The organism is Aeromonas sp. FL131, from assembly GCF_049860615.1.
Taxonomy (GTDB): Bacteria; Pseudomonadota; Gammaproteobacteria; order Enterobacterales; family Aeromonadaceae; genus Aeromonas; species Aeromonas hydrophila.
This window is the reverse complement of record NZ_CP187595.1, coordinates 1,121,788-1,142,286: the sequence shown is the minus strand read 5'-3', so window position 1 is coordinate 1,142,286 and position 20,499 is coordinate 1,121,788. Positions and strand designations below refer to the sequence as shown.

Annotated in this window: 21 protein-coding genes; 12 read left to right on the top strand and 9 right to left on the bottom strand. The window is 64.0% G+C overall.

What is annotated here, in order from left to right:
- Window positions 1-131 precede the first annotated feature (131 nt).
- A complete protein-coding gene (locus ACPW75_RS05510; RefSeq protein WP_077095530.1) occupies window positions 132-782 on the bottom strand; it encodes a tellurite resistance TerB family protein in 651 nt (216 codons plus the stop codon).
- Between the two features lie 142 nt (window positions 783-924).
- Between ACPW75_RS05510 and ACPW75_RS05505 the strand changes: the two genes are divergently transcribed.
- The 5 genes from ACPW75_RS05505 (at window position 925) to ACPW75_RS05485 (ending at window position 3,783) form a co-directional block, all read left to right on the top strand.
- On the top strand, window positions 925-1,236 hold the full coding sequence (locus ACPW75_RS05505; protein ID WP_016350291.1) for a hypothetical protein: 312 nt from the start codon (window positions 925-927) through the stop codon (window positions 1,234-1,236).
- A gap of 20 nt (window positions 1,237-1,256) precedes the next feature.
- A complete protein-coding gene (locus ACPW75_RS05500; RefSeq protein WP_041216644.1) occupies window positions 1,257-1,727 on the top strand; it encodes an acyl-CoA thioesterase in 471 nt (156 codons plus the stop codon).
- 81 nt (window positions 1,728-1,808) lie between these two features.
- The gene (gene rsmS / locus ACPW75_RS05495; RefSeq protein ID WP_077095531.1) at window positions 1,809-1,964 is read left to right on the top strand and encodes a pleiotropic regulatory protein RsmS; all 156 of its coding nucleotides are present in this window, start codon (window positions 1,809-1,811) and stop codon (window positions 1,962-1,964) included.
- Window positions 1,965-2,004: 40 nt separating this feature from the next.
- Window positions 2,005-2,472 (top strand): GyrI-like domain-containing protein, encoded by a 468-nt coding sequence (locus tag ACPW75_RS05490; protein ID WP_041216645.1) that lies wholly within the window; start codon window positions 2,005-2,007, stop codon window positions 2,470-2,472.
- A 111-nt stretch (window positions 2,473-2,583) separates the two neighbouring features.
- Window positions 2,584-3,783, top strand: a complete 1,200-nt coding sequence (locus ACPW75_RS05485) for an MFS transporter (protein WP_077095532.1) — start codon at window positions 2,584-2,586, stop codon at window positions 3,781-3,783.
- A 22-nt stretch (window positions 3,784-3,805) separates the two neighbouring features.
- Here ACPW75_RS05485 and ACPW75_RS05480 read toward each other — a convergent pair whose 3' ends face one another.
- Entirely contained in the window at window positions 3,806-4,654 is an 849-nt protein-coding gene (locus ACPW75_RS05480; protein ID WP_043166442.1) for a LysR family transcriptional regulator, read from the bottom strand.
- Window positions 4,655-4,759: 105 nt separating this feature from the next.
- On the opposite strand from ACPW75_RS05480, the gene ACPW75_RS05475 reads away from it, so the two are divergent.
- On the top strand, window positions 4,760-5,263 hold the full coding sequence (locus ACPW75_RS05475) for a nucleoside deaminase (protein WP_077095533.1): 504 nt from the start codon (window positions 4,760-4,762) through the stop codon (window positions 5,261-5,263).
- Window positions 5,256-6,491 carry a cyanate transporter gene (locus ACPW75_RS05470; RefSeq protein WP_041216650.1) on the top strand — a complete coding sequence of 412 codons (1,236 nt, stop codon included), beginning with the start codon at window positions 5,256-5,258 and terminating at the stop codon, window positions 6,489-6,491. Before ACPW75_RS05475 ends, ACPW75_RS05470 begins: the two co-directional genes overlap by 8 nt.
- Before the next feature lie 73 nt (window positions 6,492-6,564).
- Here ACPW75_RS05470 and rluF read toward each other — a convergent pair whose 3' ends face one another.
- The gene (gene rluF, locus ACPW75_RS05465) at window positions 6,565-7,599 is read right to left on the bottom strand and encodes a 23S rRNA pseudouridine(2604) synthase RluF (protein WP_077095534.1); all 1,035 of its coding nucleotides are present in this window, start codon (window positions 7,597-7,599) and stop codon (window positions 6,565-6,567) included.
- A 629-nt stretch (window positions 7,600-8,228) separates the two neighbouring features.
- On the opposite strand from rluF, the gene gdhA reads away from it, so the two are divergent.
- Together gdhA and ACPW75_RS05455 are read left to right on the top strand one after the other, a co-directional pair.
- Entirely contained in the window at window positions 8,229-9,575 is a 1,347-nt protein-coding gene (gene gdhA, locus ACPW75_RS05460) for an NADP-specific glutamate dehydrogenase (RefSeq protein ID WP_077095535.1), read from the top strand.
- A 198-nt stretch (window positions 9,576-9,773) separates the two neighbouring features.
- The gene (locus tag ACPW75_RS05455) at window positions 9,774-11,357 is read left to right on the top strand and encodes an alpha/beta hydrolase (protein WP_077095536.1); all 1,584 of its coding nucleotides are present in this window, start codon (window positions 9,774-9,776) and stop codon (window positions 11,355-11,357) included.
- A gap of 125 nt (window positions 11,358-11,482) precedes the next feature.
- Here ACPW75_RS05455 and ACPW75_RS05450 read toward each other — a convergent pair whose 3' ends face one another.
- Together ACPW75_RS05450 and ACPW75_RS05445 are read right to left on the bottom strand one after the other, a co-directional pair.
- Window positions 11,483-11,851, bottom strand: a complete 369-nt coding sequence (locus tag ACPW75_RS05450; protein WP_010634411.1) for a VOC family protein — start codon at window positions 11,849-11,851, stop codon at window positions 11,483-11,485.
- A 153-nt stretch (window positions 11,852-12,004) separates the two neighbouring features.
- On the bottom strand, window positions 12,005-12,472 hold the full coding sequence (locus ACPW75_RS05445; RefSeq protein ID WP_077095537.1) for a hypothetical protein: 468 nt from the start codon (window positions 12,470-12,472) through the stop codon (window positions 12,005-12,007).
- Window positions 12,473-12,728: 256 nt separating this feature from the next.
- On the opposite strand from ACPW75_RS05445, the gene ACPW75_RS05440 reads away from it, so the two are divergent.
- On the top strand, window positions 12,729-13,406 hold the full coding sequence (locus ACPW75_RS05440; RefSeq protein WP_232105234.1) for an HNH endonuclease: 678 nt from the start codon (window positions 12,729-12,731) through the stop codon (window positions 13,404-13,406).
- A 58-nt stretch (window positions 13,407-13,464) separates the two neighbouring features.
- Here the strand turns inward: ACPW75_RS05440 and ACPW75_RS05435 are convergent, their stop codons facing one another.
- The 4 genes from ACPW75_RS05435 to ACPW75_RS05420 form a co-directional block, all read right to left on the bottom strand.
- Window positions 13,465-14,052 (bottom strand): histidine phosphatase family protein, encoded by a 588-nt coding sequence (locus ACPW75_RS05435; RefSeq protein WP_077095539.1) that lies wholly within the window; start codon window positions 14,050-14,052, stop codon window positions 13,465-13,467.
- Window positions 14,053-14,195: 143 nt separating this feature from the next.
- Window positions 14,196-14,849, bottom strand: a complete 654-nt coding sequence (locus ACPW75_RS05430; RefSeq protein ID WP_005299461.1) for a helix-turn-helix transcriptional regulator — start codon at window positions 14,847-14,849, stop codon at window positions 14,196-14,198.
- A gap of 58 nt (window positions 14,850-14,907) precedes the next feature.
- Window positions 14,908-16,197 carry a serine dehydratase subunit alpha family protein gene (locus ACPW75_RS05425; protein WP_043166427.1) on the bottom strand — a complete coding sequence of 430 codons (1,290 nt, stop codon included), beginning with the start codon at window positions 16,195-16,197 and terminating at the stop codon, window positions 14,908-14,910.
- 22 nt (window positions 16,198-16,219) lie between these two features.
- On the bottom strand, window positions 16,220-16,603 hold the full coding sequence (locus ACPW75_RS05420; protein ID WP_005299455.1) for a Rid family detoxifying hydrolase: 384 nt from the start codon (window positions 16,601-16,603) through the stop codon (window positions 16,220-16,222).
- Between the two features lie 248 nt (window positions 16,604-16,851).
- Here ACPW75_RS05420 and ACPW75_RS05415 point away from each other — a divergent pair, with 248 nt between their 5' ends.
- Window positions 16,852-18,147 (top strand): amino acid permease, encoded by a 1,296-nt coding sequence (locus ACPW75_RS05415; protein ID WP_218668658.1) that lies wholly within the window; start codon window positions 16,852-16,854, stop codon window positions 18,145-18,147.
- A gap of 189 nt (window positions 18,148-18,336) precedes the next feature.
- The gene (locus ACPW75_RS05410) at window positions 18,337-20,343 is read left to right on the top strand and encodes a methyl-accepting chemotaxis protein (protein ID WP_179101330.1); all 2,007 of its coding nucleotides are present in this window, start codon (window positions 18,337-18,339) and stop codon (window positions 20,341-20,343) included.
- Window positions 20,344-20,499 lie beyond the last annotated feature (156 nt).

Sequence of the window (20,499 nt, the reverse complement as noted above, 5' to 3'; positions counted from 1 at the left end):
TCCCTTTTTGCCAAAGAGCCATCATAGTGGCTGCCCGCGTCAATAAGAAGTGTCGTGACCAGTGACTAGTGACCAGACACAACAAGGCCCCGTCACGGGGCCTCATCGACAATCCTTGTCCCTGACGGGGTTCAGGCCGGCTGCGCCAACTGGGCCACCTGCAGCTCTATGCTGCCTTTGAGGTTGTCATCAAGCTTGAGGGCGCGCGCCAGCTCGTCCAGATAACCGCGCTCCATGAAGTGATCTACCTCGATGGCGAGCAGGGAGGCGAGGTAGACCTCGGTCGCCAGCTCCATGTCGGTCACTTCCCGTGCCAGGGCGTGGGGGTCGAGCGGGCGGGCCAGCTCGGCATCAATCCAGCGGGCCGCATCACTCTGTCCCTGTTCGGTCAGGTACTGCTGGATCTTCTGGCGCTCGTCGCCGTCGATATGACCGTCGGCCCGGGCTGCCGCCACCATGGCGCGCACCAGCAGGGCAGCTCTGGCATCCAGCGCATTGCCTTGGAGGGTATCGAGCGGCTGGGTCGGCTGGGCCGGGCTTGACTGCTGGGCCTGCCAATCCTGATAGAGCTTGTAGGCCAGTCCGCCGAGCGCCGCCGCGCCGCCCACCGCCGCCACCTTGCCGCCATATTTGCGCATCTTCTTGTTGCCAAGCAGGAGGGCCATGGCACCGGCCGCGAGGCCCCCTTGCGCCATCCCCTTCATCTGCGCCTTGCGGCTGTCGCCGCCTTCGTTGAGCCAGCCTTTGCCAGCGCCCAACAACTGATCAAGCATCTGTTTCATCATGACTCCTCGCAATTGACTCCCCCATGCTTGCGCCGGGCCGATGAACCAAGAGTGAATGAGGCCCCATTATCGCAGCAGAGCCTGTGCATCCCGTCGCCATTCGCGGTATACCTGAAACAGGTCAACAAGGAGCAACCGGATGCGCACCCTCACCCCATGGATCCCCCTCGGCCTGGCCCTGCTGTGCGGCCCCGCCCATGCCGCCAGCGAGCTTGATCGCCCGGCCCAGCAAGCCAAGCTGGATGCCGCCTGCCAGCAGGCCCAGCAGCAGCTGGTCGAGCAGGGCAAGCAACAGCGGATCGACGCCTGCATCAAGGCGGGCGGCAAGGCTGCCAAATGCCAGCAGGAGTTCGCCAGCTTTGGTCAGCGCGAGGGCAACAAGCGGCCCGATCTCAACAACCTGGCTCCCTGCCAGCAGGCTGACGCCTATCGCAAGAGCTACCGGCAATGACCCTCAATCAAGGAGCCCCCATGACCCCACCCCGCGAGCTGACCTTGCAGTTTCTGGCCGAGCCCGCCGACGTCAACTTCGGCGGCAAGGTACACGGCGGCATGGTGATGAAGTGGATCGATCAGGCGGGCTACGCCTGCGCCGCCGGCTGGTGCGGCGGCTACGCGGTGACCGTCTATGTGGGGGGGATCCGTTTTCTGCGCCCCATCCAGATAGGCCAGCTGGTGGAGGTGCACGCCCAGGTGATCCACACCGGCACCACCAGCATGCACCTGGCGGTGGATGTCTACAGCCGCCATCCGGCCAGCCGGGAGCGCCACAAGACCACCCACTGCATCATCATCTTCGTGGCCATGGACGAGAGCGGCAAACCGAGCAAGGTGCCCCAGTGGCAACCGCAAAATGAGAGCGATCGGCAGTTGCAGCAGTACGCCAAGAAGCTGATGGCCCTGCGCGAGGAAATAGACAAGGAGATGCGCCAGCACCTCTAGCCGGGTCGCCCGCAACACCAGACAGGTCCCCATCCGGGAGCGGCCCTGTATAATGGCGTTTTCCCCGTTACGGAGTCTGTCATGTCACTGGAAAATGCCCCGCCCGAGGTCAAGCTCGCGGTGGATCTCATCGAGCTGCTGGAGACCAACCGGATCGATCCGGCACTGGCCCTGGCGGCGCTGGCCATCGTCTCCGCGGACTATCAGCGCAAGCTCAAAGAAGGCAAGGATTGCTGAGCGCGGCAGCGCTGCCGCCCCACCCCGCACAGGAGGTACCATGACAGGTCCTGTCCGTTTCGAAACCGGCCGCCCCATGCTGTTTGGCGGCCTGCGCCGTCATCATGCCTTCGCCCACGCCGACTTCGGTGGCCAATGGCGCGATTTCAGCGCCCTGGGTCCGCTGCCGGGCCAGCTGGACGAGCATGCCTATGGCGTCATCTGCGGCGTGACCGCGACCCAATGTGAATATATGTGTGCGGTGGAAGTCGCCGCGCTGGAGGTGCTGCCCAGGACCCTGGGGCGAATGCGCATCGAACCCCAGACCTATGCCGTCTTCCTGCATCAGGGGCATGTCTCGACCATGCCAAATACCTGGCAGCAGGCGCTGGACTGGCTGGCACAGTCCGCTTACCAGTCGGCCCACAAGCCAGATTTCGAGCGCTATGGCGCCGCCTTTGACCCGGAGACCGGCAGCGGCGAGGTCGAACTCTGGCTCGCCGTGCTGCCGTGCCAGGCCATCGTCTGAGCATCCAGTGCTCTCTGCCCTGATAAATTGGCAAGGTTTAACCCAGACGAGGGGCTGACTCGGCGCTCGGGCAGTGCAAGGATATGGCTCCCTTACTGCCCGAGAGTTGTTATGGATAACCAGGAATGTCTCGACCAGGCCGGTCTCTGGAGCCGCTCCGCCCGCATCATGACGCTGGCCTGCCTCATCGTCTTCATGGCCCAGATGGCCACCACCGTTTACCTCCCCTCCCTGCCCGTGGTGATGACGGATCTCGCCATGACCCGGCAAGGGGCCGAGCTCTCCATCTCGCTGTTCGTCATCGGCGCCGCCCTGCCGGTGCTGTTCTGGGGCGCCGCCGCCGATCGCTACGGTCGCCGCCTCCCCCTCGCCCTGTCACTCTTGCTGTTCGTCGGCCTCAGCCTGCTGCTGGCCACCACCAGCCAGGGGCCGCTGCTCTTGATCCTGCGCACCCTGCAAGGGGTGGCGGCCGGCGGGGCGGCCATCATCGCCCGGATCCTGGTGCGGGATCACTGGCACGGCGATGAGCTGGCGCGCCGTCTCTCGGTGCTCTCCATCGCCTTCATCACCGCCCTCGGCGGCGGTCAGTGGATAGGCGGCCTCATCAGCCGTTATGCCCATTGGCCGCTGGGATTCGTGCTGATGGCCGGGGTCGGTGTGCTGGCGCTGCTCTTGATGAGCAGCCTGCCGCTGCAGGGGCCCAATCCGGCGGCGGCGAGCGGCGGCATGTGGGCCCGTTACGCCAGCCTGCTGCGCCGCCCCGGCTTTTTCTGGCCGGCCTGCGCCGGCGGCATCGGCTTTGCCATCACGGTAACCCTGCAGGAGGTGAGCCCCTTCGTACTGCAGCAGGGGTTTGCCCTCGAGGTCACCACCTTCGGCAGCCTGGGGTTGCTGATCGGTATCGCCTACTTCGCCGGCGCCATGACGGTCAACCGGCGGGTCGCCCAGGTGGGAGGCCGCCAGCTGATGCGCCAGGGGGCCGCACTCATACTGCTGGCGGCCAGCGGCATGCTGCTGCTCTGGGCACTGGGCGCCCTGCAGGGCAGTGGTGGATTGGTGGCCATGATGACCTGCTACTGCCTCATCATCTTCGGGCAGGCGGTGCTCTTTCCCAACAGCATGGCGCTGGCGGTGAGCGATGGCCGCGAGCACGGCGCCTACGCCATGGCCCTGTGCGGCTTCCTGCAGCAGGGAGTGGCCGGGGTGGCCGCCGCCGGCGCCACCCTGGTGAGTCATCACGGAGCCTGGGCCCCGCTCGTCTTCACCCTGGCGCTCATCACCCTGCTCATCGTGCGCACCAGGGTGCGCTAAGCAGGCATCTGCCTGCGTCCCCTCACCGCTCAGCGGGCCCCATCACCCGATCACACAGGCTGATAAGGGCCTCGCAGAGGCGAGTGAGCGGCTCGCCGCGCTCCGCACCCAGGTGCAGCGCCAGCTCCACCGGCGCCACCGCCGGCCAGTGGGTCAGCTCCTGCTGATCTGGCTGCAGCAAGCGCCGGGGCAGCAGGCTGACCCCGATCCCGGCGCTCACCGCCCCCTGCAGGCTGGCCAGGCTGGCGCTGACGTAGGCGATGCGCCAGCGTCGCCCCATCCCGTCGAGTGCCTCGGTCACCTGCCGCCGATAGAGCCCTTCGCTCGGGAACACCACCAGCGGCAAGGGATCCCGCTCGCTGGCGGGCCAGGCACGGCTGTCGACCCAGGCCAGCGGCTCGCGCCAGCAGGCGCGCGGCGCCCCCTGTCCCCGCGCCTGTTTGACCAGCGCCAAGTCCAGCTCGCCGGCCTCGAAGCGCTGCCAGATCTCGTGGCTGAGGCCGCTGTGCACCTCCAGCCGCACCTGCGGGTAATCGCGGGCAAAGGCTGCCAGCACAGGGGCGATGGCGCCGGCGGCAAAATCCTCCGGTACCCCCAGGCTCAGTTGCAGGCTGGCCTCGGCCACCTGCTCCTCGGCCCGGGCCAGCAGGGCCAGGATGCTGCGGGCCAGCCCCAGCAGCTTTTCTCCCTCTGCCGTGGTCACCACCTGGCGACCGGAGCGGTCCAGCAGCGGGCAGCCGAGCTGCTGTTCGAGCCGTCGCATCTGCTGGCTGATGGTGGATTGGGTGAGGTGCACCCGTTCACCGGCACGGGTAAAACTGCCGCTGTCGACGATGGCGACAAAGCTGCGCAGCAAGAGGGGATCCAGCATGGCGACTCCATTTAAAAAACCACTGGATGTCATTCTATCATTTAATTTCCCCATGACTGATTCCCCCGCTAGGCTGGTCTCCTCCCCTTGCCTCGAGGATCCGTCATGCCCCACCCCCTTGCCGAACCAGCCGGCTCACGCCTGATCGCGTCGCTGACCGCCAACCCCAGCCATCAGGAGTGGCTGGAGCAGGCACTGCAACTGGCCCTTCATAATCGCCGGCAGGGAGGCCGCCCCTTTGCCGCCCTGCTGGTGCGAGACAACCAGCTGGTGACCAGCGCCGTCAACGGCATGCACCAGGATGGCGACCCCACCCGCCACGCCGAGCTGGAAGCCCTGCGCCAGGCCAGCCAAGTCGGGCCGCTGGCGGGCGCCATCGTCTACGCCAGCGGTCACCCCTGCCCCATGTGCCTGAGCGCCCTGGTGATGAACGGCATTGCCGCCGTCTATTACGCCTTCGATAACGCGGATGCGGCCCCGTTCGGCTTTGACAGCACGGCCGCCTACCACAAGCTGGGTCTGCCCCTCGCTCCTGCCCCTCTGCCACTCATCAAGCTGCCGAGCCCGCTGGCCGCCGCCGAGCTCTATGGTGCACAAGACCATGCTTAAGGCCCGCATCGATACGCGCCAGCAGCAGGCCCTGCTGGTGCTGGTGATCCTGATCGGGCTCAACCTGCGGCCGTTTCTCACCGCCATCGGCCCCCTGAGCCGCGACATTGCCGAGGCGCTCGGGCTTGGCATGGACACCCTGGCCTGGCTGACCCTGCTGCCGCTCTGGCTCATCGGCGGCGGCGTGCTGCTCACCCCGGCCCTGCGCAGTCACACCGGGCCGCGTCAGTTGTTGGGTGCGGCCCTGCTGCTGCTGGGAATGGGCAGCGCCATGCGCTTCGAGGCAGGCAGCGGCGCCCTGCTCATCGCCAGCGCCGCCCTCTGCGGGCTGGGTTCGGCCCTGGTGCAGGGGGTACTGCCCGGCCTCATCAAGCAGGCCTTTGCGCAGAAGGTGCCGCTGGTGATGGGCATCTTCTCGGCCTGCATGATGGGGGGCGGGGCGCTGGGCGCCAGCCTCACCCCGCAGCTCGCCACCCGGCTCGACTGGTCCCAGGCGCTGGCGCTGTGGAGCCTGCCGGTGCTGCTGGCCATGGGCTGGCTTGGCTGGCGGGTACGGCTGCCCGCAGCGCCGGTGGCAGTGTCCGGTGGCGGCGAGCAGCGCCTCATCAGCCTGCCCCGCAGCTGGCTGCTGATAAGCTGCTTTGGCATCATCAACAGCGGTTACGGCATCGTCGTTGCCTGGCTGGCGCCGGCCTACATGGCACAGGGCTGGAGCCCCCAGCAGGGGGGCGAGCTGGTGGCCTGGCTGGCGCTGGCCCAGACCGTGAGCGGCCTCGGCCTGCCGCTGCTGGCCGCCCGCCGGCTCGACCGGCGGCCCTGGATGGGCTTGGCCATCGCCATGCAACTGGCGGGCTTTGGCGGCCTCTGGCTGGCGCCGACTGCCGCCCCCATTCTCTGGTGCATGCTGTGCGGCGCCGGGCTTGGCGGCAGCTTCTCCCTCATCATGGTCATCGCGCTCGATCACCTGCCGGATCCGCGCCGCGCCGGCACCCTCAGCGCCCTGATGCAGGGGTTCGGCTTCATGCTGGCGGCCACCGGCCCCTGGGTAGCGGCCCGCCTGCATCACCTGAGCGGTGACTTCGCCGCCGCCTGGCAGTGGCAGCTGGCTGGCCTGGTGCTGATGAGCCTGCTGGTTCTGCGTCTCGACCCGCGTTACTACCCGAGGGCGATGCGACAATCCAGCAACGAAGCCACGGCTCCGTTGACGCGGGACAACCCTTCCGCCTAGCTCAGTCGCCAAAACAAAAACACCGGCCTGTGGCCGGTGTTTTTCACTGTCAACGCGGGGAGTGAGAGGGTGCTTAACGCCCCTTCTTCTGCCGCCCACCCTGACCGGCGCGCGGTTTGCCGGCGGCCGGTTTGGCCCCCTTGTTCGGGGCTCCTTTGCCTGCACTACCTTTGGCCGAGCCGCCTTTACCAGCAGCCCCCTTGCCAGCCGGGCTCTTGTTTTCGAATGCCGACGGCCCCGGCACGTTGGGACGCCCGCCAATCTCGTGGTCATCATCCCGGCGCGGTTTTTTGCCCGGTGCCGGCTTGCCGGCTTGCGCGGCGGACGCCTTGGGTTTACCGCCCTGTCCGGCGGCAGCTTGCCCGCCTTTGGCCGGTTTCACCTCGGAGGAGGAGTCTTCAATCAGCTTGAACAGCTCGATCAGCTCGTCGTCGGTGAGATCGCGCCACTCACCCACCGGCAGCCCCTTGAGGCTGACGTTCATGATGCGGATACGCTCGAGCTTGGTCACTTCGAAGCCGAAGTGCTCGCACATGCGGCGGATCTGGCGGTTCAGTCCCTGCACCAGGGTGATGCGAAACACGAACGGCGCCTCTTTCTTCACCTTGCACTTCTTGGTGACGGCACCCAGGATCGGCACCCCGGCGCCCATGCCCCGGATAAACTCGTCGGTGACCGGCTTGTCCACGGTCACCAGATACTCTTTCTCGTGATCGTTGCCCGCCCGCAGGATCTTGTTGACCAGATCGCCGTGGTTGGTCAGGAAGATGAGCCCCTGGGAGTCCTTGTCGAGCCGGCCGATGGGGAAGATGCGGGTACTGTGGTTGACGAAGTCGACGATGTTGTCCTTCTCACCCGCCTCGGTGGTGGAGACGATGCCCACCGGCTTGTTCAGAACGATGAACACCAGGCTGTCCGCCTCGCGCGGCTCGATCACCTGGCCGTTGACCTTGACCAGATCCCCGGCAAACACCTGATCCCCCACCCCGGCCCGCTTGCCGTTGATGAAGACGTTGCCCTGCTCGATAAAGCGGTCGGCCTCGCGGCGCGAGCAGATGCCGCTCTCGCTGATGTATTTGTTCAGGCGCATGGATTCATCAGCCAGCATGGGTCACCTGCCACTGGCCTGCGGCCTGGATCCGGGTCATCAGAGCGGCACGCTGCCGGTTCACTAACTCAAAATTGTGCATATCATTCCATCTTCAAAAAAGGCCGCTACCGACCTGTCCGGCAAAAAGCGCCGACACATTAACATATTGCCCCCTGACACACGCCGGATAGTTGCACTCGGCCCACCCCCTTCTCGCAAAATGCGCCCCCTGTCACGCGGTCAGCCCCCGGTATTGCATCGTCATGCGCGGCCATTCGATTGCCGCCAGCACCACCGAAGTCAGCATGGCAATGGCCACTTCCGCCGTTGCATGGGATCTTCTCGCTGCGCCATAAAGATGCATGAAATATGCAAGAAACGATAACCCAGGCCAAATGACAGCAACATTTTCTTGCTATTTATTAATCAAAAATGCATAAAAAGATTTTGATTCGCGCGAATTATCTGTCCCTGTCGGCACTCTTTTCTGCTGTTTTCGGCGATTCACACAACAATTTTCGCCCAATTGCGAAAAACACCAAATATTCACCTGCATCCAGGCCTGACAAAAACCATAAATTTGGTTGCAGGGTGTGCACTTTTCTCTGGCAAGAGGCCACTTTTACCCTTCACTACAGGAGTTACAGATGAGTCATTCCCTCTCCCAGGCGGATTTTCTGGCCCAGGTCGCCAGCCGCAACCCCCATCAACCGGAGTTCATTCAGGCCGTGAGCGAGGTGATCGCCTCCATCTGGCCCTATGTGGTGCGCCACCCCCGCTACCTGCAGCACGGCCTGCTGGAGCGGCTGGTGGAGCCGGAGCGGCTGATCCAGTTCCGGGTGAGCTGGGTGGATGATCGAGGCCAGGTGCAGGTGAACCGGGGCTACCGGGTACAGCACAGCTCCGCCATCGGCCCCTTCAAGGGGGGGATGCGCTTTCACCCCTCGGTGGATACCTCGGTGCTCAAGTTCCTCGCCTTCGAGCAGACCTTCAAGAACGCCCTCACCACCTTGCCCATGGGCGGCGGCAAAGGGGGCAGCGATTTTGATCCCAAGGGCAAGAGCGAGGGAGAGGTGATGCGCTTTTGCCAGGCGCTGATGCTGGAGCTGCATCGCCACCTCGGCGCCGATACCGACGTGCCGGCCGGTGACATCGGGGTGGGCGGGCGCGAAGTGAGCTATATGGCGGGCATGATGAAGAAGCTCACCAACAGCGCCGAGTGCGTCTTTACCGGCAAGGGGCTCTCCTTTGGCGGCAGCCTGATCCGCCCGGAAGCCACCGGTTACGGCCTGCTCTATTTCGTCGAGGCCATGCTGGCCAACCGGGGGCAATCCCTGGACGGCATGACGGTCTCTGTGTCCGGTTCAGGCAACGTGGCCCAGTACGCCATCGAGAAGGCGATGGCCCTCGGCGCCCGGGTCATCACCGCCTCCGATTCTGGCGGCACCGTCTACGATCCGGCAGGCTTTACCCCCGAGAAACTGGCGCGACTGATGGCGCTCAAAAACGAGCAGCGCAAACGCATCGCCGATTACGCCCACGAAGAGGGGCTGGAGTTTTTCAACGGCCGCACCCCCTGGCATCTGCAGACGGACGTCGCCCTGCCCTGCGCCACCCAGAACGAGCTGGATGAGTCGGACGCCGTCACCTTGATTGCCAATGGCGTGCAACTGGTGGCCGAGGGGGCCAACATGCCGAGCAGCGCCGCCGCCATCCGCCGCCTGCACGAGGCCAAGGTGCTGTTTGCCCCGGGCAAGGCCGCCAACGCCGGCGGGGTCGCCACCTCGGGCCTCGAGATGAGCCAGAACGCCCAACGCCTCTGCTGGAGCCGGGAAGAGGTGGACGCCCGCCTCAAGGGGATCATGACCAGCATCCACGCCACCTGCGTACACTATGGCCAGGATGATACGGGTCACGTGAACTACGAAAGCGGCGCCAACATCGCCGGCTTCGTCAAGGTGGCCGACGCCATGCTGGCTCAAGGGGTCTGCTGACGCCGCCAGCAACCACGAAGACGGACAGCATTACCACAGAGGGCAGCCCCGGGGCTGCCCTCTGTTTGCTCGGATGAGCCGCTCACTGTCTGTACTTATCACCTTGTTTCCCTTAGGCTTTAAGCCAGCTTTCGACCCTTAGTACGGCCGCCGTGGACGCGGGGCCGCCCCTCTTTTATCAGTGCCAAGGACTCTCCCATGCTGGCTCGCACCCGCCACCTCGTTCGCCGCCTTCTTCTCAGCCTGCTGGGCTTGCTGCTGCTCGGCTGGGCCCTGGTAGCCTACTTCGCCTGGCAGGCGGCGCCGCTGCAGCCCTGGCACACCCTGGTACCGCCCGAGCTCAGCGCCGAGCAGCTCGATAACAGCGACTGGCAGGCCTATCTGGCCCACGAGCAGCAGCTGTTCGAGCTGGTGACCAAGGAGGTGATCGCTAGAACGCCGCCGGAGCAGCAGCTCGACAGCAATCGCTACTATCAGGATGCCCCCATCAATCCGGCTCATTTTGCAACCGACTGGAACCGCTCCTATCTGCTGCGCCCGAGCGGCGAGGTGAAAGGGGTGGCGGTGTTCCTGCACGGTTTGACCGACTCCCCCTACAGCTTGCGCCACCTGGCCCAGCGCTACCGCGAGCAGGGCTTCATCGCCCTGGGGCTGCGCATTCCGGGCCACGGCACCGTGCCGGCCGGGCTGGTCGACATCGACTGGGAGACCTGGCTGGCCGCCACCCGGCTGGCGGTGCGCGAGGCCAGGGTGCTAGCGCCAAGCCCGCTGCCGCTGCATCTGGTGGGATTTTCCAACGGCGGGGCGCTGGCGGTGAAATATGCGCTCGATGCGGAAGGTGACAAGACTGGGGCACTGGCAAGGCCGGATCGGCTGGTACTTATCTCCCCCATCATAGGGGTGACCCGCTTTGCCCGCTTCGCCGGCCTCAAGGCGGTGCCCGCCCTGCTGCCCGCCTTTGCCAGCGCCGCCTGGCTCGACACCATGCCGGAGTTCAACCCCTTCAAGTACAACTCGTTTCCGGTCAACGGCGCACGCCAGTCCTACCGGCTGACCCACGCCATCCAGCAGCAGGTGCGTGAGCAGGCCGCCAGCGGCGAGCTGGCGGCCTTCCCGCCCACCCTCACCTTCCAGTCGGTGATGGACTACACCGTCAGTACCCGCTCCATCATCGCCGATCTCTATCACTTCCTGCCTGCCAACGGCAGCGAGCTGGTGCTGTTCGACATCAACCGCGGCACCCTGTTCGGCCCATTGCTGAGCAGCGCCTCCGAACTGGCGCTGAGCCACCTGCTGCCGCGCCCGCCGCTCTCCTACCGGCTGACGGTGGTGGGCAACCAGGCTCCCGCCAGCACCCGCACCCAGGCCAGTAGTTTGCCGGCCGGTGGCGGGCCTGAGCAGATCCAGCCTCTCGACATCGACTACCCCAGGGAGATCTACTCCCTCTCCCACGTGGCCCTGCCCTTCCCGATGGATGACCCCCTCTACGGCATGGCGCCACGGCCCGAGCAGCGGGAACAATACGGCATCAACCTGGGGGGCCTGGCACTGCGCGGTGAGCGCGGGGTGCTGATCGTCAACCCCGGCGCCCTCACCCGTACTTCCTCCAACCCCTTCTATCCCTATCTGCAGGAGAAGGTGATAGAGACGCTGACCGCGCCAGCCCAACCGCCGGCCGGCAAGCAGCCAACCCCGGTCTGGGACAGCGAAGACGAAGCCGCCTATCAGGCGGAGCGGGAACAGTTTCTACAGGATGCGCAGGAGAGCGAGGCTCCCTTTTAGAGAGCCCTGGCCAGGGCTCATTGAGGCTGTACGTCAGGATGGGGCCAGCGCGAGGCCTCTCGCCACTTGCCCCGATCGTCCCGGCAGGGCGACATCCACTGGCCGTCACCCGATGCCAAGCGCCATCAGGGATAACGGCTGATCTCAATCAGGTTCTGATCCGGGTCCAGGCAGTAGACCGACTCGATGGGGCCGCAGGCCCCGCTCTTGGTCACCGGCCCCTCCACTATCTCCACCCCGTGGCAATGGAGCTGGGCGATGACCTGTTCCAGCGGCCAGCGGGTGATGAGGCAGAGATCCCCCGAACCCACCTGCGCCCGGTTGCGCGGCTCCTGCCCCAGCAGTTGCAGATTGATCTTCTGGTTGCCAAAGCGCAGGGCCCGGCGCCCCGCCCCGAAGGTGATGGCTTCCATGTTGAGCACTGAGCTGTAAAACGCGACGGCCCGCTCGATATCACTGACCGTCAATACCAGATGGTCGATATGGCTGATCATGTCCCCTCCTGGCTGATGTGTGTCGATAGCGCTGGCCCGACAGACGGGCCTGTGGGCGCCCTCATCATACCCAATTGTCTACCAATCAACTGTGCCGAATGGCGCAAAGATGGCCGAGCAAAGCCGCTAGCTGAGTGAAGGCGGCGGTGGCCTTCACTGCTGCGGACCACACGCCTGATCACGCTGGGCCAGCAGGGTTTCATCATCACTGTCCATCGCGGCCAGAATGGCTTGATTGCAGGCGCGCTCACCCTGCCGGGCCGCATCCGGTTTGCTCTCGCGAATGTCGGCGATCATGGGGCGGTAGTTAACTGAAGCGGCGCAATACATGGCGCGATACTGAGGCTGCTGTGAGTGGCTGTCATCCTGGCGCGACAACTGATCGCACAGCTTGCTAAATAGCGCTGCCGCCTTGACGGTGCATTGGCTGAAGCGCCGTGCATCCTGCTCGTAGCTGCGGCAGACGCTTTTCGGCTGCAGCTGCCAAAACTGGAAGGCAAAGGGGATTTGTTCCCCCTCATACTCCACCACCAGCGACTTGAGCTCAGTGCCATAAATATCCGATACCTGCTGCTGTACCAGATTGAGATAAGCCGAGAAAAGATAAGAAACCGGATCCATCACCACCTCCTTGTGGTTGACCTGGGTGAACTGACGTTTGTGACGCCCCTGCGCTAAGCCCCTAATTAAAGGACCCACTCTAGCCTACCGTTTACTATCAGCTAATTGCTTGATGATGAACACATTATTGTGCCAACACAGCTGAAATAAGGTGTCGATTGGATTAAGATGCGCGCCATATCAGGTAACTCGGATGGGGCCATCCCGATCATGTCGGGGCTCAAGGCGACCGAGAAACAGTGCTGAGGAGCCAGTTTTGCGCGGGACATGGACAGAAGAGGAACTAAGGGCGACGGTCAGCGTCTACCTGGCGATGCGCACCATGGAGCAAAATGGCATCCCCTTCGTCAAAAAACGCTATTACACCGAACTTGCTAACCAGTTTGGCCGCACCGAGAAGGCATTCGAATATCGAATGCAGAACATTTCCTATATCTGCGCCCTGCTAGGGCGGACCTGGGTATCAGGTCTCAAACCGGCTAAAAACGTGGGCCCCCACAATGCCGCCATCATAGAGCGACTGCTCTGTGAACTCGATGGCCAACCCTATACCGGCAAGGCTGCTTTTGAGCATCAAGTGAGCCGCTACAAGATCAAGCCAGTACTCCCCACGCCCATCGGCATCCAAGAACCACAGCAGCGTTATGCAACCAACACAAGCTATGGGCGAGATCCAAAGGTGAAGGCTTGGGTATTGATGACGGCGGCAGGCCATTGCGAAAGCTGCGCACAACCGGCCCCTTTTCATGCCACCACGGGGGGCGCCTTCTTAGAGGTGCATCATCTGCGCACACTCGCCGAAGGGGGTTCGGATACCATCAGTAACACAGTGGCGCTCTGCCCTAATTGCCACCGTGAGCTGCACTATGGCGTCAACCAGGCACATAAACGTGAGGCCCTTTATCAGGCGCTGCCCAGGCTGGTGCGAGAATAACGTGCCTTCTGCGCTCATAAAAAAATGGCTCGCCAATGGCGAGCCATTTTGGTCTGGGTCAGCAGGGGATCCGCTCGATGCGGCCGTCGCTCAGTTTGAAGAAGGCATCTTGCGGCAGCTCCTGCAGCCAGGTGGTGGTGTAATCCAAGTCCGCATAGGCGCCGCGCAGCATGGCGCCGAACAGGCCGTGGGAGACCACGATGGCGCGCTCGGCGATCTGCTCATCCTGCAGCCAGCTCAGCGCCCGGCCTTGAATGCTCTGAAAACTCTCCCCCTCAGGGGCTTGCAGATACCAGTCAGGCTGTTCCAGATCCAGCTCGGGGTGGGCCGCCAGCAGCTCGGGCACCCGGCGACTCTCCCACTCCCCCATCCCCAACTCCACCAGCCGCTCGTCCCAGACGATACGCGCTTGGTCCAAGCCAAGCTGCTGACACACCCGCTCCGCGGTCTGGCGCGCCCGACCGAGGGGGCTGGCGTAAAGGGTCCAGTCGGCAGGCTCCGCCAGGAGCTTGGCCAGACGAGCCCCCATGGCGAGGGCCTGGGCTTCGCCCTTGGCGGTCAGTTCGGAGTTGCAGCGCCCCTGCAGCCGCAGTTCGGCGTTGTAACGGGTCTGGCCGTGGCGCAGCAGATAGAGGGTACGGGACATGGTTTCTCCAGCAGGTTCAATGAGATAACAAAGACAGAAGAGGCATGATAACAGATGCGCCGGGGCAGCCAAGGCGCAGGCGGGGGGCGGAAAAAACAAAACGGGCCAATGCTGACCCGTTAATGCTGGCTGGCGGCGCGCGCTCAGCCCTTCTTGATCTCCCGCAGATAGCGGTAGATGGAGTGAACCGAGATGCCGAGCTGGCGAGCGGCTATCTGGGCGCTGTCCTTGAGCTCGAAGATGCCGAGCTCGTGCAGCTGGTTGACCATGACCCGGGTCTTCTGGGACGGGGGCACCGCCTCATTGCCGCGCACCTCGGCACTGACGGTGTCGATGGTGCTGTTGAGGGCCTCGTCGATGTTGCGGGCAAACACCTCCGGGGTGGCGTGACCATCGTGGCCGTGCAAGCACTCCGGCATCATGGTACGCAGCACGGATTGCAGCGGGGCATCCATGTCGGTGTTGATGCAGAGCAAGCCGATGGCCTGCCCCTCGCCATTGCGAATGACGGTGGTGAGCGAGCGCAGCGTCTTGCCGGTGGCGCACTTGGTCATGTAGGGGCTGGAGATATCCTGCCCGCTCTTGAGTTTCATCATCGCCAGGTTGGTGATGGGGGCACCGACGCTGCGCCCCGTGATATGGCCGTTGGCAATCTTGATGATCGACGGATTGCGCGCATCCAGGCTGTGCAGCAGCACCTCGGTGTGCTGACCATACATAGCGGCGATGCCGTCCACGATGATCTCCATCGCCTTGAGGATCTCGAAATCGGTCTGACTCAGCTCTTGCAGCTTCACATTGAAACCTTATAAAAGGGCCGCCGACCCGGGCAAGGGTGGCAGCCGACAGGGACACTCAGGCGGACATGATATCAATAATGGTGCTGTCTGTGGCAGACATGCCGTCTTTGACCATCTGGCCCACGTTGCGAATGGTCTGCTCCACGTTGCCCGCCACGATCCCCTGCCCCGACACTGCATGGCTGTTGAGCGCCATCAGGAAGCCGCGCACCGCCGCCCCGGAGGAGGTGCTCACCTTCATGGCGCAGGAGGCCTTGGCGCCGTCGCACACCATGCCGGCGCTGTCGCTCAGCACGTTCTGGATGGCGTGGCAGGATTGTTCGAAACTGCCGCCCGCCAGATAGACCATGGCCATGGCGGCCGCCGCGCTGGTGACCGTGTTGCCGCAAAAGGCTGACAGCGGCGGATAGTGGGACTTGATGTAGATGGCCCCCAGGTGGCTCATGATGAGGGCGCGGGCCAGCTGCTCTTCGCTGGCACCGAAGCGCTCGGCGATGACCACCACCGGGATGGTGGCGGCGATGCCCTGGTTGCCGCTGCCAAAGTTGCTCATGGCCGGCAGACTGGCGCCCCCCATGCGGGCATCGGAGGCCGCCGCGGTGCGCATCACGATGCGGTTCATCACGTCCTCGCCGATGAGGCCGGCCTGGATGTTCTGCTGCATGGTGCGGCCGATCTCGAGGCCGTAGGGGTTGTTCATCCCCTCGTCGGAGAGTTTGCCGTTGAGCTCGGAGGCCTGCAGGATAAAGCGGATCTGCTCGAACTCCACCTGGGTGGCGAACTCATGAATGGCGGCGATGCTGATGTCGACCCCGTCGCAGATGGCACCGGTGGCGCCGCCCTGGCCCTGCTCGGCCGTGAAGGTTACTTCATCATTGCGGCGCTGCTCGACGATGCGGGTATGGCCGCCGCACAGGGTCACCTCGGCGCTGTGCTCGGTGCCCTCTGCATCAAGGCCCAGCAGCCGGACCCGGCAATAGATGAACTCGGGGGCCGAGGTACGGCTCACCTGCACCTGGCCTGCATCGATCAACTCCTGCGCCTCTGCGACCTGGGCCGGCGTGATGGCGGCCAGCACCTCCAGCCCGGCCTCGGCGTTGCCGCCGATGGCACCGGCGGCAGCGGCAATGGCCAGCCCGATCTTGCCGGTGCCCGGCACATAGACTCCCATGGAGTTCTTGTAGAGGTTGTCCGAGACCACCACCTCCAGCCGGACGGGCTTGCAGCCCAGTTGCCGGGCGGCGACGGCGGCGGCATAAGCGGCGGCGATGGGCTCGGTACAACCCAGCGCCGGTTTGACAACCTGTTGAATAATCTGCAGATACTGCTGCCACGCTTGCTTCATCAGAACACCCTTTCTATCAACATTAACCAGCGATGTGAGCGATCGCTTCCACTTCCACCCTGACACCCATCGGCAGATCCTTCACCGCAAAGCAGCTGCGGGCCGGGCAATCTTTCAGGAAATAGCGTTTATAAACCTCGTTGAACGCGGCAAAATCACTGATCTCGGCGAGATAGCAGGTAGTCTTGAGCACGGTATCCAGGTTGCCGCCGGCGGCTTCCAAGACATGCTTGAGGTTCTCCAGCGCCTGACGGCTCTGGGCTTCGATGCCCCCTTCCACCACGCCGCCCTGCTGTTTGCACACCGGCAGCTGGCCAGATGTAAAGATGAGGTCGCCATAGGCAGTGCCATGGCTGTAGGGACCGATGGCATCGGGTGCGGCATCCGCCACGATGATCTTTTTCATATCGCCACTCCTTAAAATGCAATTATTTTTGCAATCAATAGTCTCGTCTTGTTCAACATTATTTGCTTATTAGGCATTCCATTCAACTAAAACCTGCAAAAACAGCGATAAATTCGGTAGCAGGCGCAAATTGAAAGCGTGATCTGTCTCCCTCTTTAGGTAGAAGGGCGATAAAAAGCATTGTTTTGCCGCTTTTTATTCAACTATATTTGCGCCTGATTTTTACCCCTACAAAAACAAGGTATTTTATGGACGCGCACAGTACGACACTCACCCGGCCCGTGATGGGCACGCTGGAATGGAAAGAAGCGGTTCGTTTTGACAGCACCGACTGGGGCTGGGTCATCATGAGCATCGGCATGGCCATCGGGGCGGGGATCGTCTTCCTGCCGGTGCAGGTGGGATTGATGGGGCTGTGGGTGTTTCTGCTGTCGGCGGTGATCGGCTACCCGGCCATGTACATGTTCCAGCGCCTCTTCATCAATACCCTGGCCACCTCGCCCGAGTGCAAGGACTACCCCAGCGTCATCAGCGGCTACCTCGGCAAGAACTGGGGCGTGCTGCTTGGCGCCCTCTACTTCGTGATGCTGGTGATCTGGGTATTCGTCTACTCCACCGCCATCACCAATGACAGCGCCTCCTTCCTGCAAAGCTTCGGGGTCACCCAGCAACTGCTCTCCGAGAATCCCTTCTACGGGCTGGTACTGATCTGCGCCCTGGTGGCGCTGGCCTCGCGCGGCGAGAACCTCTTGTTCAAGATCTCCACCTTCATGGTGCTGACCAAGATCAGCGTGGTAGCAGTGCTCGGCCTGATGATGGTGGGCAAGTGGGATGCAGCCAACATCACCGCCATGCCGGCCAGCGGTGACTGGCTGAAGGATGCCATCGTCATGCTCCCCTTCACCCTCACCTCCATTCTCTTCATCCAGAGCCTGAGCCCCATGGTGATCTCCTACCGCTCGCGGGAAAAATCCCTGGAAGTGGCCCGCTTCAAGGCGATGCGCGCCATGAACATCGCCTTTGGCATCCTGTTCGTGGTGGTGTTCTTCTACGCCGTCTCCTTCACCCTGGCCATGGGCCACGAGCAGGCGGTCAAGGCCTCCGAGGAGAACATCTCGGCGCTGGCCATGGTGGCGCAAGGCATGCCGGGCCAGACCCTCAAGCTGCTCAGCCTCACCCTCAACATCTTCGCGGTGATGACCGCCTACTTCGGCGTCTATCTCGGCTTTCGTGAGGCCTGTCAGGGGCTGGCGATGAACCTGCTGCGCCGGGTGATGCCGGAAGATCGCATCAACAAGGGGCTGGTGGGCAAGGGCATCATGCTGTTCACCGTGCTGCTCTCCTGGGGGGCCATCGTGCTCAACGCCCCGGTGCTGAGCTTCACCTCCATCTGCAGCCCCATCTTCGGCATGGTGGGGTGCCTCATCCCGGCCTACCTGGTCTATCAGGTGCCGGCGCTGCACAAGTACAAGGGGGCCTCCCTCTACATCATCATCGTCACCGGCCTGCTGCTCTGCGTCTCGCCCTTCCTGGCGTTCAACTGAGCCACGACCTTCTCCAATCGGCAACGGGCCCCCCTGAGGGTGGCCCGTTTTTCTGACCCATTCAGCCCCCCTCGCCATGGGAAAAAGCCAAGGGGATCACAACTTCCACCCCGCCCCCAGCCGAGCCACCCGACGAGGAGTAATATCCAGCCATCCCGCTACACGCCCCGTCGGGGCCCGAGGCTTCATATGAAATGGATATTCACGCCCGCCATCCGGCTCGGCAATCAGCTCTCCTTCAAGTACAAGTTTTTGCTCTGGTCCTGCCTGATGCTGCTGCCGCTCGCCTACAGCATGACCAACCTGCTGGGTCGGCTGCAGGATGACAACGCCCAGGCCCGCAAGGAGCTGGCCGGCGTGGTCAAGCTGGCGCCGCTGCCCGCCATCGAGCAGGCCCTGCTGACCCATCGCAACCTAGTCACCCGGCACGGCTATGAGCAGAACCCGGTCGGCGAGGAGGAGGTCAAGGCCGCGGCCCGGGCCGTCGATGCCAGCCTGGCCGCCTTCGCCGCCACCAAACAGCAAAACCCCGTGTTCGATACCCTCGCCCAGGAGTGGTCCAGCCTGCAAAGCGAGGCGCTGGGGCTCGAGGTGGATCAGAGCAACCTGCGCCACGACAAGCTGCTGACCGAGGTACGCCACCTCTACAAGAGCATCACCGCCGCCAGCAGCCTGGTGCAGGATCCCGCGCTCGGCACCTACTACATGGTGGTGCTCGCCAGCGAGCGGCTGCCGCAGCTGCGCGATCTGCTGGCCCAGGTGCGGGACAGGGCCGCCACCATCGCCGACTTCGGCCTGTTTCAGGCCCAGGGCTATAGCGCCCTGCGCTTTCGCCTCGACCTCATCAACGCCACCCTGCAGGAGCTGGAGGCCGACCTGACCCTGCTCTATGAGATGGCCCCCGCCTATCGCAGCGAGCTGGGCCAGCAGACCGACGCCCTGCTGCAGCAAGCCCATCAGGGGGTCGACACCCTGGAAAACAAGATGATGAAGGATCAGCAGGTGCAGCTCTCCAGCAAGGAGGTGCTGGCGCTGGGGGATGGGCTGGATGCCGCCATCACGGCGCTGGCGGGTCAGGTGCGCCAGCGGCTGGAGGCGGACCTGCACCAGCGCATGACCACCAACCAGCACCACTTCTGGTGGGTGACCGGGCCGCTGACCGCCATCCTGCTGGTCTATCTCTACCTGATGATCGGCGCCTACCTCTCCTTGCGCGGCACCGTGGGTCGGGTGCGGGAGATCGCCGCCCGGGTCAACGCCCAGGATCTCAGCCAGCAGATCGAGATCGTCGGCCAGGATGAGCTGGCGGCCATCAGCCGGGATTACAACGTGACTCTGCAGACCCTGCGCACCCTGATGCTGCGGGTGCGGGAGAACGGCGTCAGCGTGGTGGAGAGCGCCACCGAAATCGACGCGCGGACCTGCCGCTCCCAGGAGGTGATCGCCGATCAGCAAGGGGAGACCCATCAGGTGGCCACCGCTATCAAGGAGCTGGCTGCCACCTCCCACGACATGGCAGGCAACGCCCAGCAGGCCGCTCGCATGACCCAGGAGGCGCAGGCCGTGGTGGGCCAAGGCGAGGCGGTGGTCGAGCGTACCATCAAGGCCATCGACCACATCAACCGCGAGGTGCTGCGCACCGCCGAGACCATCGGTCAGCTGGAGCAGCAGTGCAGCCAGATTGGTGGCGTCATCGGGGTGATCCGCGGCATCGCCGAGCAGACCAACCTGCTGGCGCTCAACGCCGCCATCGAGGCGGCCCGCGCCGGCGAGCAGGGGCGCGGCTTCGCGGTGGTGGCCGACGAGGTGCGCTCGCTGGCCAACCGCACCCAGGGGGCCACGGTCGAGATCCAGCAGATGATCGAGCAGTTGCAAACCGGCGCCCGCGCCTCGGTCAGCGCCATGTCCGCCGCCAGCCGCGAGGCGCAGGAGGGGGTCGGTCTGGCCCAGGAGGCTCAGCAGGCCTTTGGTGCCATCACCGAGCGGGTGGGCAGCATGGTCGACACCAACTCGGTGATCGCCAGCGCCATCGAGCAGCAGGGGGCCGTGGTCAACGAGATAGAGCGCAACGTGGTGCGCATCTCCGATGGCAGCGACGAGGCGCTGCAGGTGGCCAACGCGGCCCGCGACGCCGCCCGCCAGATCCACCAGCTCACCGAGCAGCTGCGTGCCATGGTGCAAAGCTTCGTGCTCTGAGCCAGCCCCCGTCACTCACCCCATCACCAGCCCCTTGCCGGGGCTGGCTTTTTTTGCCAATTCAGACCGTCAGGCTGCATTGTTTTTCTTGGCGAAAAAAGTATCAACTGCCCATTGTGCGATGAGGAGAAAGCGGGGTAATCTTCAGCCACAACA